The following is a 12491-nucleotide window of genomic DNA, read 5'->3' as shown; positions in this document are numbered from 1 at the left end:
GGCGCTTACAAAGCCGTCCAGCCGCCATCGACACTGATCGTCGTGCCGGTGATCTGGGCCGCTGCATCCGAGCATAGGAAGGTTGCCGTGCCGCCCATCTGCTCAACAGTGGCGAATTCGCGCGACGGCTGCCGGGTGAGCATGACCTGTTCGATCACCTCTTCGCGGCTCATGTCGTACTCCTTCATCGTGTCGGGGATCTGCTTCTCAACGATCGGGGTCAGCACATAGCCGGGGCAAATCGCGTTGCAGGTGATCGGGTCTTTCGCCGTCTCAAGCGCGGTGGTCTTGCTGAGGCCGACGATCCCATGTTTCGCGGCGATATAGGCGGATTTATAGGGCGATGCCGTCAGACCATGGGCCGAGGCGATGTTAATCACCCGACCCCACCCCGCCTTGCGCATCATCGGCAAAGCCTCGGCGGTGGTGTGAAAGGCCGACGACAGGTTGATCGCGATGATCGCGTCCCATTTCTCGGCCGGAAACTCAGGAATTGGCGCGACATGCTGGATGCCCGCGTTGTTCACCAGAATGTCACAGACCCCGGCTTCGGCAATCAAACGCCGACAGTCCGTCCCCTTGGACATGTCGGCCTTGATGTAGCGGGCCGTTACGTTGCATGTCTGCGCAATCTCCTGCGCCAGCGCATGATCCGCCTCGTCATCGGTAAAAGAGTTCAACACGATATCGGCCCCGGCCCGCGCCAATTCCCAGGCGATGCCCAGTCCGATTCCAGAGTTCGATCCCGTGATGACGGCTGTCTTGCCGGACAGGTCGATGGTGAAAGCCATGGCGCGTCTCCTTGTTCATGCTGCGCCTGCATCATGTACTGCGCGCGCGCCAAAGGGAAAGGGTTTGCGCGAAGGAGCTTAAGGGTCGGTGAAAATTGGCCAAAAAAAAACGCCCGCGCGAGGCGGGCGTAAGTTATTGAGGCAGGTTTCATACAGGCAAGAAACCTATCGAGCAGTGACCTCTGTATACGCCTTTCACGCTCACAATCCAAGCTAAAAGTTTGATAAGGCGAGAATCCGCGGGTATGGAATAACTCCAACAAAATAAGGGCAGATCGTGATTGTTTCAAAAATGAGCCGGGAATTTTTCTCGAAAGCACGGGGCGTTGCGGCCCTTTCTTCACTGATTCTGCTCTCGGGAGCGGCATCGGCTGCCCCGCAACATGGAATCGCTATGTATGGCGACCCTGCTCTGCCGGCCGATTTTGACGCCCTCCCTTACGTGAACCCCGAAGCCCCCAAGGGGGGTGAGATCGTTCTGGGCAATACCGGGGGATTCGACAGCCTCAACCCCTTCGTCCGCAAGGGCACCGCGCCTTGGCAATTGCCGCATTTCACCCATGAGACCTTGATGGGGCGGTCCTGGGATGAACCCTTCGCGCTTTACGGCCTGCTGGCCGAGACGATCGAGGTGCCTGAGGACCGCTCTTGGGTGGAATTCACCCTGCGCGAGGAGGCGCAGTTTTCCGATGGCACGCCCGTCACCGTCGAGGATGTGATCTTTTCTTTCGATCTGCTCGGCACCGAAGGCCACCCCCGCTACCACGGGCTGCGCCAGCAGATCGACAGCATCGAACAGACCGGCCCGCGCAGCCTGCGGATGACTTTCAGCAGCGACAACCGCGAGCTTGCCCTGCTCGCCGGGATGCGCCCCATCCTGAGCAAGGCGCAATGGGCGGGGCAGGACTTTGCCAATGCCCCCCTGTCTGAAATCCCCTTGGGCAGTGGCCCCTATACCATCACCGACTATCAGGCGGGCCGCCATGTCACGCTGACTCGCAACCCAGATTACTGGGGCGCAGAGGTGCCCTTTCGCCAAGGCACGCATAACTACGATGAGGTGAAGATCGACTTTTACGGCGATGCCAATGTGCTCTTCGAAGCCTTCAAGGCCGGTCAAATCTCAGCCGTGCGCGAATTCAACGCCGAGACTTGGGCCACGCAATACGACTTCCCCGCGATCACCCGCGGCGAGGTGGTGAAATCGACCTTCCCGCATAGCAAACCGTCGGGCATGACCGGTTTTGTCATGAACGCCCGCCGCGCGCCTTTCGACGATTGGCGGGTGCGCGACGCGCTGATTTCGGCCTTCAACTTCGAGTATATTAACGAGACGTTGACCGGCGGCACCCTGCCCCGGATCACCTCTTATTTCTCGAACTCAGACCTTGCCATGCGCGACGGTCCGGCGTCGGGGCGGGTTTTCGATCTGCTGGCCGATTACGCCGACACGCTGCCGCCCGGCACGGTGGATGGCTATCAGCTGCCGGTGGGTGACGGCTCTGCCCGCAACCGCGCGGGCATCCGCGCCGCGATGCAGCAGCTGAATGCCGCAGGTTACGAGGCCGAAGGCGGCGTCATGCGCCGGGGCGACGGCACGCCGCTGACCTTCACCATTCTGCTGTCCAAGGGAAGCCGTGAAAACATAGCGATTGCAGAGCTTTACACGCAGGCCCTCAAGCGACTTGGCATCACTGCCGAGATCGAAACCGTAGATGATGCGCAATTCGTTGCACGGCAGAACAGCTATGATTTCGACATGACGACCTTCCGCCGTGCGCTGTCGCTCAGCCCCGGTACGGAGCAGCGTTTCTACTGGGGGTCGGAGGCCGCCGATCTGCCCGGCACGCGCAACCTCATGGGCGTGCGCTCTCCGGCGGTGGATGCCATGATCGACAGGATGTTGCAGGCCCGCGAAACGGCGGATTTCGTCGCCGCGACCCGCGCGCTTGACCGTATCCTGACGGCGGGGCGCTATGTCATCCCCTTTTGGCAGTTCGACGAAGGGCTGATCGCCCATGACGCGCGCATGGCCTACCCCGAGACCATCCCGCTTTACGGCGATGGGCCGAACTTCATGCCCGAGGTCTGGTGGTGGCAACCGGCGGAGGGGTCAGACCAGTGAGGTCACCCAGAGGATCGTCGCATCCTCATCGCTGAGCGAGACAACGTTATGCCCCATGGTAGCGTCGTAATAGGCGCTATCGCCCCGGCGCATGTCGACGGGTTCGTAAAACTCGGTGAAGAGCCGCACCATGCCGGTCAGCACATAGAGGAACTCCTCCCCGTCATGGCGCACCCAGCCGTCGAACTCCTCCATCCGGCGGGCGCGGATGCGGGCGCGGTAGGGCAGCATCTGCTTCTTGCGCAGCGCGTCGGCCAGCAGGACATGCTCATAGGTGCCGGTGGCCTTGGGCGCACCTTCCTCGGCGCGGGTCACGGCCATGCGGCCGGTGATCTTCTCCCCCGCGGGCGGGGTGAAAAGCTGCGGCACGGTGATCTCTAGCCCCACGGCGAGCTTTTTCAGCGCGTCATAGGTGGGCGACATCAACCCGTTCTCGATCTTGCTCAAGGTCGAGCGCGCCAGCCCCGCCTGCCGCGCGGCCTGTTCCAGCGTCCAATTGCGCGCCTTGCGCAGCTCGCGCACCCTTGCACCAAGGTCGACCGGCGGGGCGGTCTCGCTCGCGCCGCTTTCGCGGGCGATCTGGATCAGGGAACGGGGCGGCGTATCTGTCATGGGCTTGCTATAGCCGCGCCTCGGGGCGCTTGCAACGCTGCCCGCTTGCGATACCGGCCCCGGCCCGCTATGCCCATTGCGCAGCAATAGATGGGGCGCATCATGGCCGAAGCGATCAAACTCGATATCATGTCAGACCCGATCTGCCCGTGGTGCTATATCGGCAAGGCGCATCTCGACCGCGCTTTGCAGGACCATCCCGACCACCCTTTTGCCATCGAATGGCACCCGTTCCAGCTCAACCCCGAGATGCCGCGCGAAGGCATGGACCGGCGCAGCTATCTTGAACGCAAGTTCGGCGGCAAGGAAGGCGCCGTGCGCGCCTATGCACCGGTCGTGGAACATGCCGAGAAGGCCGGGCTGAAGATCAACTTCGAGGCCATGCAGCGCACGCCCAACACGCTCGATGCGCACCGTCTGATCCACTGGGCCGGGATCGAAGGCCGCCAGACCGCAGCCGTCTCTGCCCTTTTCAAAGCCTATTTCGTCGATGCCCGCGATATCGGTGACGCCGAAGTGTTGGCCGATATCGCTGACAGTATCGAGATGGACGCCGCCGTGGTCACCCGCCTGCTGAAATCCGATGTCGATGCGCAGGACATCCGCGACCGTGATGCCCATAGCCGCAAGATGGGCGTGAACTCGGTGCCGACCTTCATCGTTGCCAACACCCATGCCGTGCCCGGCGCGCAGCCGCCCGAGCTATGGGCGCAGGTCATTGCCGATCTGACCAATCAGCAAGACTAAACAGGGCGGCAATCATTGCCAAGTTAAGCGTTCTCGACTATCGAGAGCGCAACCACAAGTTATTCCCTGAATCCTGCCCAAACGGATCCGCCGTTCGGGACAATCGCCGGAGTGCGCCTTCGTGACCACCGAAAATCCAAAATTCTCCATGGGGCGGATCGAATTCGTCGGCCTTATCGCGATGATGATCGCCACCATCGCCTTTTCCATCGACGCGATGCTGCCAGCCCTGCCCGAGATCGCGGCGGAACTCTCGCCCGAGATGGCCCACCGCGCCCCGCTGATCCTGACAGCCTTCGTGCTGGGCATGGGGCTGGGCACATTCTTTAGCGGCGCGCTGTCGGATGCATTCGGCCGCCGCAATGTGGTCTTCGGCGGGGCGGCGCTCTATTGTCTTTCGGCCTTCGTCGCTTGGATGAGCAACTCTCTCGAAATCATGCTGGTGGCACGCATCTTCCAAGGGCTTGGCGCCTCTGGCCCGCGTGTGGTGGCCGTGGCGATCATTCGTGACCTCTATGCGGGGCGCGAGATGGCGCGGATCATGTCGGTGGTGATGATGGTCTTCGCGCTGGTGCCCGCCTTGGCCCCGATGCTGGGCGCGGGGATCATCCTCACGGCGGGCTGGCGCGCGATCTTCATGGCCTTCATGGCCTTCTCGCTCATTTCGGTCATCTGGATGGCCCTGCGCCTGCCCGAAACCCTCGCCCCCGAAGACCGCCGTCCGCTGCGCGCACGGCTGATCATTGGCGCGGTGCGCGAGTTGGTGGGCCACCCCACGGTGCGCCTGTCGATCCTCGTGCAGTCGCTTGCCATGGCGATGCTCTTTTCGATGCTGATGCTGGTGCAGCCGATCTATGACACCGTCTATGGCCGCGGCGAAAGCTTCCCGCTGTGGTTCGGCGGCATCGCCGTGGTGGCGGCCAGCGCCAGCCTGATCAACGCGCTTTTGGTCGTCCGCTACGGCATGCGGCGGCTGGTGACCATCGCCTTGGGCGTCCAAATCCTGCTGTCGGGGGCCATGTATTTCCTCAACCTCGGTGCCCTGCCCGACCCTTATGGTTTCGCCGCCTTCGTGTTCTTCCAGACCTGCCTGTTCTTCCAGGCGGGGCTGACATTGGGCAACCTCAACGCCATCGCGATGGAGCCGATGGGCCATATCGCAGGCATGGCGGCTTCGGTCGTGGGGGCAATTTCCACCGTGCTGGCGGCGCTGATCGCCTCCCCGGTGGGGTTGATGTTCGACGGCACCACCAAGCCGCTGGCGCTGGCCATGCTACTGATGGCAATCGCGGCCTATGCGCTGATGCTCTACATGGGGCGGGTGGAGAACCGGCAGCCAGCGGCGGCGGAATAACCGCCGCCTTTCGAAGGGCTTAGCCCTTCGCCTTGGCCTTTTTCGCAGTCTTTTCCTTGGCGATCACATGTTCGGCCAAGTCGCGTGCGATGGCAAAGGCGCCTTTGATCTTATCGGCATCCGTCTTCCAATCCCGGCGCACGACGATCTTGTTGTCCTTCACCTTCGCCAGCCCGCGCTGGTCTTGGATGAACTTCACCAACCCCTCGGGCGAGGCGAATTTGTCGTTGTGGAACTGGATCGTCGCCCCCTTCGGCCCGCCGTCGAGCTTGGCGATCCCGGCGCGTTTGCACATCGCCTTGATCCGCACCACCAGCATCAGCGTGTTGACCTCTTTCGGCAGCTTGCCGAAACGGTCGATCAGCTCGGCGGCGAAGCCTTCCAGCTCAACCTTGGTCGATAGCTCGCTGAGGCGGCGATAGAGGCCGAGCCGCACGTCGAGGTCGGGCACATAGTCTTCGGGGATCAGCACCGGCACGCCAAGGTTGATCTGCGGCGCCCATTGCTCGTCGGCCTCCGACAGCCCCTCCAGCTCGCCCGCTTTGATCTTGGCAATCGCCTCTTCCAGCATGGACTGGTAAAGCTCGAAACCCACGTCGCGCATCTGGCCGGACTGTTCTTCGCCCAGCAGGTTGCCCGCGCCGCGAATGTCGAGGTCTTGGGACGCCAGCGTGAAGCCCGCGCCGAGCGTGTCGAGGCTGCCCAGCACCCGCAGGCGTTTCTGCGCCGTGTCGGTCAGCTTGGCGCGGGGCTTGGTCGTGAGATAGGCATAGGCGCGCGTTTTCGAACGCCCCACCCGACCCCGGATCTGGTAGAGCTGCGCCAGCCCGAACATATCCGCGCGGTGGACGATCATCGTGTTGGCGGTGGGAATGTCGAGGCCGGATTCCACGATGGTCGTGGCCAACAGAATGTCGAACTTGCCGTCGTAGAAAGCGTTCATTCGGTCGTCGAGCTCCCCCGGCGCCATCTGGCCGTGGGCGACGACGTAAGAAAGCTCGGGCAGTTGTGCCTTCAGGAACTCCTCGATCTCGCGCAGGTCGCTGACGCGCGGCACAACGTAGAAGCTCTGCCCGCCGCGGTAATGCTCGCGCAAGAGCGCCTCGCGGATGGTCACCGCGTCGAACTCGCTGACATAGGTGCGGATCGACAAGCGGTCCACGGGCGGCGTGCCGATGATCGACAGATCGCGCACGCCGGTGAGCGACAGTTGCAAGGTGCGCGGGATCGGCGTGGCGGTCAGGGTCAGCACGTGGATATCCGTGCGCAGCGCCTTCAACCGCTCCTTATGGGTGACGCCAAAGTGTTGTTCTTCATCGATAATCAACAAGCCTAGGTCGTTGAAACGAATACCCTTTGCCAGCAGCGCATGGGTGCCGATGACGATATCGACCGTGCCCTTGGCCATCCCCTCACGCGTCGCCGCCGCCTCCTTGGCCGAGACGAAACGGCTGAGTTGCCGCACGTTGATCGGGAAGCCGCGGAAGCGTTCCGCGAAGCTCTTGTAGTGCTGCCGCGCGAGCAGGGTCGTCGGCGCGATCACCGCGACCTGCACGCCCGACATGGCCGCGACGAAAGCCGCGCGCATCGCCACCTCGGTCTTGCCGAAACCCACATCGCCGCAGACCAGACGGTCCATCGGGTTGCCGGAGGTCAGATCTTCGATCACATCACCGATGGCGCGGAGCTGGTCGTCGGTTTCCGTGTAAGGGAAACGGGCCGAGAAGGCATCCCACATGCCCGGCGGCGGGTCGAGCACGGGCGCTTTGCGCAGGCTGCGTTCGGCGGCGATGCGGATGAGCTTGTCCGCCATCTCGCGAATGCGCTCTTTGAGCTTGGCCTTTTTAGACTGCCATGCACCACCGCCGAGCTTATCCAAAAGCCCTTCCTCATGCCCGTAGCGCGACAGCAGTTCAATATTCTCCACCGGCAGGTAAAGCTTTGACTGTTCGGCATATTCCAGCACGAGGCACTCATGCGCGGCGCCTGCGGCGGTGACCACCTCCATCCCGTGATAGCGCCCGATGCCGTGGTCGACATGAACCACCAGATCGCCGGGGCTGAGGCTTTGCGCCTCGGTCAGAAAGTTCTCGGCCCGGCGCTTGCGTTTCGGCGCACGGATCAGACGGTCGCCCAGCACGTCCTGTTCTGAGATCACCGTCATCCCCGGCGCCTCGAAGCCGTGCTCCAGCGCCCAAACCGCCAGATGCAGCCCGCGCTTTCCGATGCGGGTGGCATCCATCACCGGGATCGCCTCGGCCAGACCTTCGTCTTCGATCAGCCCGGTCAGGCGCTCCCGCGCGCCTTCGGAGTAGCTGGCGATCAGCACCGGCCCAACCTCAAGCTTTGCTTTAATATGCGCGGCCAAAGCACCGAAAAGACTAACGGATTCCTGCTGTCGCTCAGGGGCGAAATTGCGCCCGAGCCGCGCGCCTGCATCCAGCACCCCCGGCCCCGTGGGCTGCGGCAGCGGGTTGAACTGGATCACCCGATGATCCAGCAACGCTTGGGTCCAAGCCTCATCGGTCAGGTATAGCCCCTCCGGCGGGGCGGGTTTGTACACGCTGTCCATCTTCGAGCGCGTCTTCATCGCCAGTTTGCGGGTCTCATACTGGTCTTCGATGGTTTCCCACCGCGCAATCCGCATCGGGGTCAGTTGATCGTCCAGAGTGACCGTCGCCTTGGGCAGATAGTCGAAAAGCGTTTCCAGATCATCGTGGAAAAACGCGAGCCAATGCTCCGCGCCCTGATGTTTGCGGCCCGCGCTGATCGCCTCGTAAAGCGGATCGTCGGTGCCCGCGGCGCCGAATTCGATACGGTAGTTCTGCCGGAACCGGGTGATCGCGGCCTCGTCGAGGATGACCTCGCTCACCGGGGCGAGTTCCACCAGATCGAGCTTTTCGGTCGTCCGCTGCGTCGCTGGATCAAACCGCCGCGCGCCATCCAGCACATCGCCGAAGAGATCGAGCCGCACCGGGCCAAGATCGCCGGGCGGGTAAATGTCGATGATCCCGCCGCGCACCGCGTAATCGCCCGGCTCCATCACCGTGGGGCTTTGCACAAAGCCCATGCGCACCAGAAACGCGCGCAGCGCCTTTTCGTCGATCCGGCTGCCCACGCGGGCGGCAAAGGCCGCGTCGCGCAGGGTGTCGCGGGCGGGGATGCGTTGGCTGGCCGCGTTCAAGGTCGTCAGCAAGACGAACTGATCGGGCATCCCATGCACCAGCGCCGCCAGCGTCGCCATCCGCCGGGCCGAGATATCGGCGTTGGGTGACACCCGGTCATAGGGCAGGCAATCCCACCCCGGGAAGGTGACGACCGGCATGTCGGGGGCGTAGAACCGCAAGGCAGCCTGCATCGCCGCCATGCGCTTGTCATCGCGCGCCACATGGACCACCGGCTGGCCGCCCTTGGCGATTTCATCGAGGATGGCGCGGGCATCATAGCCTTCGGGAACGCCGGAGAGGGTGATATTGCGCGGATCGTTCATCGGGTCTCAATTGGCCCTCGGAGGGGGGCTGTCAACCCGCCAGCGGGCCGATGCTTAGATTTTGATACATTCCCCAAAGCGCGGTCACGAAGATCGAGACCATGCCGATGATCTGGGTGTAAAGCCGGTGCCGCATCAATCGCCGCCGCAGCACCTCGCCGGTTGACCCTTCGATGCGAATGAGCCGGGCGGTCGACAGGCTTAAAAGCCCCACCAGCGACATGGGAAAGCCCAAGAGCAGCAGGGCTTGAGCGAATTCGATGCCATAGACGAACCCCAAGAGCACCAGAGAGGTCAGCGCGAAGAACCCCAGCCCCAAGAGCCACAGCCCCGAGACCTGCGAGATATAGAGCATCCGGTTCACGTTGATCCGCACGATGTCTTCCAAATCGGCCTCGGCCTCTCCGCCATAGCGGCGGGCGCGCAGGACCATGTCGAAGGGCACGCCCAGCACCCAGTGACTTGCCGTCGACCACATCACAGCCAGCGCGATCCAGAACCAAAGGTTCGAGAAAGAGCGCATGTCGATCATTTCGAAAAGGGTTTGATACCAGTCCAAGGCGTGCTCGTCCGAATATTGAGTTCGGATCTCTTAGCGGTCCGGCGCAACAATTCATAGGGTTGAGGCGTTCAAAAATACATGGCAAGCCCGTGCCAAGCCATTCTGAGGTATAATTGATGCAACCCGTCCACGCCCCCTTCCCCGCCACACGCCTGCGCCGCACCCGTGCCAATGCCGGTATCCGCGCGTTGGTGCGCGAGAATGACCTGCAACTGGGCGATCTGATCTGGCCGGTTTTCGTGCGCGATGGCCAAGGCGTGGAAGAGCCGATCCCCTCCATGCCCGGTGTCATGCGCCGGTCGGTCGACACGCTGGTCCCGGCGGTGCGCGCGGCGGCGGACCTGGGCATCGGCACGGTCTGCGTCTTTCCCTATACCGGGCCCGAGGACCGAACCGAAGACTGCGCCCGCGCATGGGATCCGCAGAACGCCACCAACCGCGCCATTGCCGCGATCAAAAAGGCGGTGCCGGAGATGGTGGTGATGACCGATGTGGCGCTCGATACCTATAACATCAACGGCCATGACGGTTTCGTCGAAGACGGCATCATCGTGAACGACCGCACGGTCGAGGCGCTGGTCAAGATGGCGCTGGCCCAAGCCGAAGCAGGGGCGGATATCATCGGGCCTTCGGATATGATGGACGGGCGCATCGGCGCGATCCGCGCAGCCCTCGAAGAGGCCGGGCATCAAGATGTGATGATCCTGAGCTACGCCGCCAAATACGCCAGCGCTTTCTACGGCCCCTTCCGCGACGCGGTTGGCGCCTCTGCGGCCCTGACCGGCGACAAAAAGACCTATCAGATGGATCCGGCCAATAGTGACGAGGCGCTGCGGCTTGTGGCGCGTGACCTCTCGGAAGGCGCGGATATGGTCATGGTGAAACCGGGAATGCCCTACCTTGATATCTGTCGCCGGGTAAAAGACGCCTTCGGCGCGCCGACCTTCGCCTATCAGGTCTCAGGCGAATACAGCATGATCAAGGGCGCGGCGGACCAAGGTTGGATCGACGGCGAACGCGCGATGATGGAGAGCCTTCTGGCCTTTAAACGCGCGGGTTGCGACGGCGTGCTGACCTATTTCGCCCCCGATGTCGCCCGGCTTTTGCTCAAAAGCGCGTGACCTAAGGGCGTAAATCTGCGCAAAGGGGCCAATCAACATGACAAGCCGCAGGATTATGCGTAATCTTGCGCATAAGTCGGGAAAACCGGCAGCAGGCAACCGATCTTGAATATACAGGCAGATAAGATGACCAAACAGACATATAACCGGCGCTTCGTGACATTGGGCGCCCTCTCGGCGCTCGGCGCGACCGCGGCCTGCGGCAATGGCGTGGGCGGACGCGGCAGCGCGATGATCGACGCGCGCGTGGACGCGACATTGGCCGAGATGTACCGCGGCTATCCCAACACCCGGCAATTGGCCGAAAAGGCCAATGGCATGTTGGTCATGCCGCTGGTGACCGAAGCGGGCCTCGGCTTTGGCGGTGCCTACGGGCGCGGCGCGCTGCGCGTCAACGACGTGACGGTGGACTATTATTCGGTGACCAAAGCCTCGGGCGGCTTGCAGATCGGCGCGCAGCAATATGCGCATGTGCTGTTCTTCATGACCGAACCCGCCCTGCGCGAATTCCGCAGCTCGCCCGGTTGGGCGGCGGGGGCCGGTCTGGAATATGTGATCTCGGACAAGGGCGACAGCGTCAGTGCGGATACCACCACCGTCATGGCCCCGGTGCTGGCCGCCGTCTTTGGCCGCGCGGGCCTGCGCATCGGCGCGACGCTGGAAGGCACGAAATACACGCGGATCATTCCCTAATGGGCATCCGCGTCTGCTGAAAGCACACGCCCGGCTTTAGGCCGGGCGTTTTTTGTTTGGGGCAATGGGCAAAGCTGCCCATTGCGGGTTAGCCGAGGTTCTGCAACCGTTTGAACAGGCTCGACGTATCCCAACGCCCGCCGCCCATCTTCTGCACGTCTTTGTAGAACTGATCGACCAGCGCGGTCACCGGCAGGCTCGCCCCCGTCTCATCCGCCGCATCGAGACAGATGCCCAAATCCTTGCGCATCCAATCCACAGCAAAGCCGTGATCAAACTTGTCGTCGAGCATGGTCTCATAGCGGTTTTCCATCTGCCATGAACCTGCCGCGCCTTGGCTGATCACCTCGACCACGGCGCGGCCATCAAGCCCCGCCTTCTCGGCGAAATGCAGCGCCTCGGACAGGCCCTGCACCAGCCCCGCGATGGCGATCTGGTTGCACATCTTGGTCATCTGACCTGCGCCGCTTTCCCCAATGCGGCGGCAAATTTTCGCGTAGACCTCCATGATCGGCAGCGCCCGGTCAAAAGCGCCTTCGTCGCCGCCGCACATGATCGACAATTGGCCGTTTTCCGCGCCTGCCTGACCACCTGAGATCGGCGCGTCGACAAAGCTCACCTGCGCGTCATCGGCGGCGGCATAAAGCTCACGAGTCACAGCCGCCGAAACGGTGGTGTGATCAACAAAGATCGCCCCCGCCGTCATGCCGCCAAAGGCCCCGTCGTCCCCCAAACAGACCGAGCGCAGATCATCGTCATTGCCGACGCAGGCGATCACGAAGTCCGCATCCTTTGCCGCCGCACGCGGTGTCTTGGCCATAGCGCCGCCATAGGTTTTCACCCAGTCGTCGGCCTTGGCTTCGGTGCGGTTGTAGACGGTCACATCGTGGCCCGCCTTTTGCAGATGCCCCGCCATCGGAGCCCCCATGACCCCCAGTCCCAAAAACGCGAGCTTTGCCATGTGCTTTTCCTTGTCATTCAGTTGCGTTATTCCCT

The 12491-nt window shown here is 62.7% G+C and carries 10 protein-coding genes; 5 read left to right on the top strand and 5 right to left on the bottom strand.

The features are described 5' to 3' along the window. Positions 1–5 precede the first annotated feature (5 nt). Positions 6–791, bottom strand: a complete 786-nt coding sequence (locus FCK22_RS07105) for a 3-hydroxybutyrate dehydrogenase (RefSeq protein WP_067262057.1) — start codon at positions 789–791, stop codon at positions 6–8. 394 nt (positions 792–1185) lie between these two features. Here FCK22_RS07105 and FCK22_RS07100 point away from each other — a divergent pair, with 394 nt between their 5' ends. Next, entirely contained in the window at positions 1186–2916 is a 1731-nt protein-coding gene (locus FCK22_RS07100) for an extracellular solute-binding protein (RefSeq protein WP_067262058.1), read from the top strand. On the opposite strand, the gene FCK22_RS07095 is transcribed toward FCK22_RS07100, so the two are convergent. Further along, entirely contained in the window at positions 2905–3528 is a 624-nt protein-coding gene (locus tag FCK22_RS07095; RefSeq protein ID WP_067262060.1) for an XRE family transcriptional regulator, read from the bottom strand. The two genes, FCK22_RS07100 and FCK22_RS07095, sit on opposite strands and share 12 nt — an antisense overlap. Positions 3529–3630: 102 nt before the next feature. Here FCK22_RS07095 and FCK22_RS07090 point away from each other — a divergent pair, with 102 nt between their 5' ends. Then, positions 3631–4275 (top strand): DsbA family oxidoreductase, encoded by a 645-nt coding sequence (locus tag FCK22_RS07090; protein ID WP_067262073.1) that lies wholly within the window; start codon positions 3631–3633, stop codon positions 4273–4275. Between the two features lie 148 nt (positions 4276–4423). Continuing rightward, complete coding sequence (locus FCK22_RS07085; RefSeq protein WP_197470820.1) at positions 4424–5629, top strand: multidrug effflux MFS transporter; 1206 nt, start codon at positions 4424–4426, stop codon at positions 5627–5629. 19 nt (positions 5630–5648) lie between these two features. On the opposite strand, the gene mfd is transcribed toward FCK22_RS07085, so the two are convergent. Both mfd and FCK22_RS07075 read right to left on the bottom strand, forming a co-directional pair. Then, positions 5649–9119 (bottom strand): transcription-repair coupling factor, encoded by a 3471-nt coding sequence (mfd, locus tag FCK22_RS07080; protein WP_067262063.1) that lies wholly within the window; start codon positions 9117–9119, stop codon positions 5649–5651. A 31-nt stretch (positions 9120–9150) separates the two neighbouring features. Continuing rightward, entirely contained in the window at positions 9151–9678 is a 528-nt protein-coding gene (locus FCK22_RS07075; protein WP_136720314.1) for a component of SufBCD complex, read from the bottom strand. A 119-nt stretch (positions 9679–9797) separates the two neighbouring features. Between FCK22_RS07075 and hemB the strand changes: the two genes are divergently transcribed. Both hemB and FCK22_RS07065 read left to right on the top strand, forming a co-directional pair. Further along, positions 9798–10802 (top strand): porphobilinogen synthase, encoded by a 1005-nt coding sequence (gene hemB / locus FCK22_RS07070; protein WP_067262065.1) that lies wholly within the window; start codon positions 9798–9800, stop codon positions 10800–10802. 126 nt (positions 10803–10928) lie between these two features. Beyond that, positions 10929–11495, top strand: a complete 567-nt coding sequence (locus tag FCK22_RS07065) for a YSC84-related protein (protein ID WP_067262066.1) — start codon at positions 10929–10931, stop codon at positions 11493–11495. Between the two features lie 88 nt (positions 11496–11583). Here the strand turns inward: FCK22_RS07065 and FCK22_RS07060 are convergent, their stop codons facing one another. Next, positions 11584–12456 (bottom strand): NAD(P)-dependent oxidoreductase, encoded by an 873-nt coding sequence (locus FCK22_RS07060; protein WP_136720313.1) that lies wholly within the window; start codon positions 12454–12456, stop codon positions 11584–11586. Between the last annotated feature and the right edge of the window lie 35 nt (positions 12457–12491).

Source organism: Sulfitobacter sp. 15WGC (assembly GCF_005068605.1).
GTDB classification, from domain to species: domain Bacteria; phylum Pseudomonadota; class Alphaproteobacteria; order Rhodobacterales; family Rhodobacteraceae; genus Sulfitobacter; species Sulfitobacter faviae.
Note: the sequence above shows the minus strand (reverse complement) of the source record. Positions and strands in the feature narration are given on the sequence as shown.

Excerpts from the sequence above, each read along its gene's own strand:
- FCK22_RS07105 (WP_067262057.1), bottom strand. The coding sequence starts at position 791 with ATGGCTTTCACCATCGACCTGTCCGGCAAGACAGCCGTCATCACGGGA.
- FCK22_RS07100 (WP_067262058.1), top strand. The coding sequence starts at position 1,186 with ATGTATGGCGACCCTGCTCTGCCGGCCGATTTTGACGCCCTCCCTTAC.
- FCK22_RS07095 (WP_067262060.1), bottom strand. The coding sequence starts at position 3,528 with ATGACAGATACGCCGCCCCGTTCCCTGATCCAGATCGCCCGCGAAAGC.
- FCK22_RS07090 (WP_067262073.1), top strand. The coding sequence starts at position 3,631 with ATGGCCGAAGCGATCAAACTCGATATCATGTCAGACCCGATCTGCCCG.
- FCK22_RS07085 (WP_197470820.1), top strand. The coding sequence starts at position 4,424 with ATGGGGCGGATCGAATTCGTCGGCCTTATCGCGATGATGATCGCCACC.
- mfd (WP_067262063.1), bottom strand. The coding sequence starts at position 9,119 with ATGAACGATCCGCGCAATATCACCCTCTCCGGCGTTCCCGAAGGCTAT.
- hemB (WP_067262065.1), top strand. The coding sequence starts at position 9,798 with ATGCAACCCGTCCACGCCCCCTTCCCCGCCACACGCCTGCGCCGCACC.
- FCK22_RS07065 (WP_067262066.1), top strand. The coding sequence starts at position 10,929 with ATGACCAAACAGACATATAACCGGCGCTTCGTGACATTGGGCGCCCTC.
- FCK22_RS07060 (WP_136720313.1), bottom strand. The coding sequence starts at position 12,456 with ATGGCAAAGCTCGCGTTTTTGGGACTGGGGGTCATGGGGGCTCCGATG.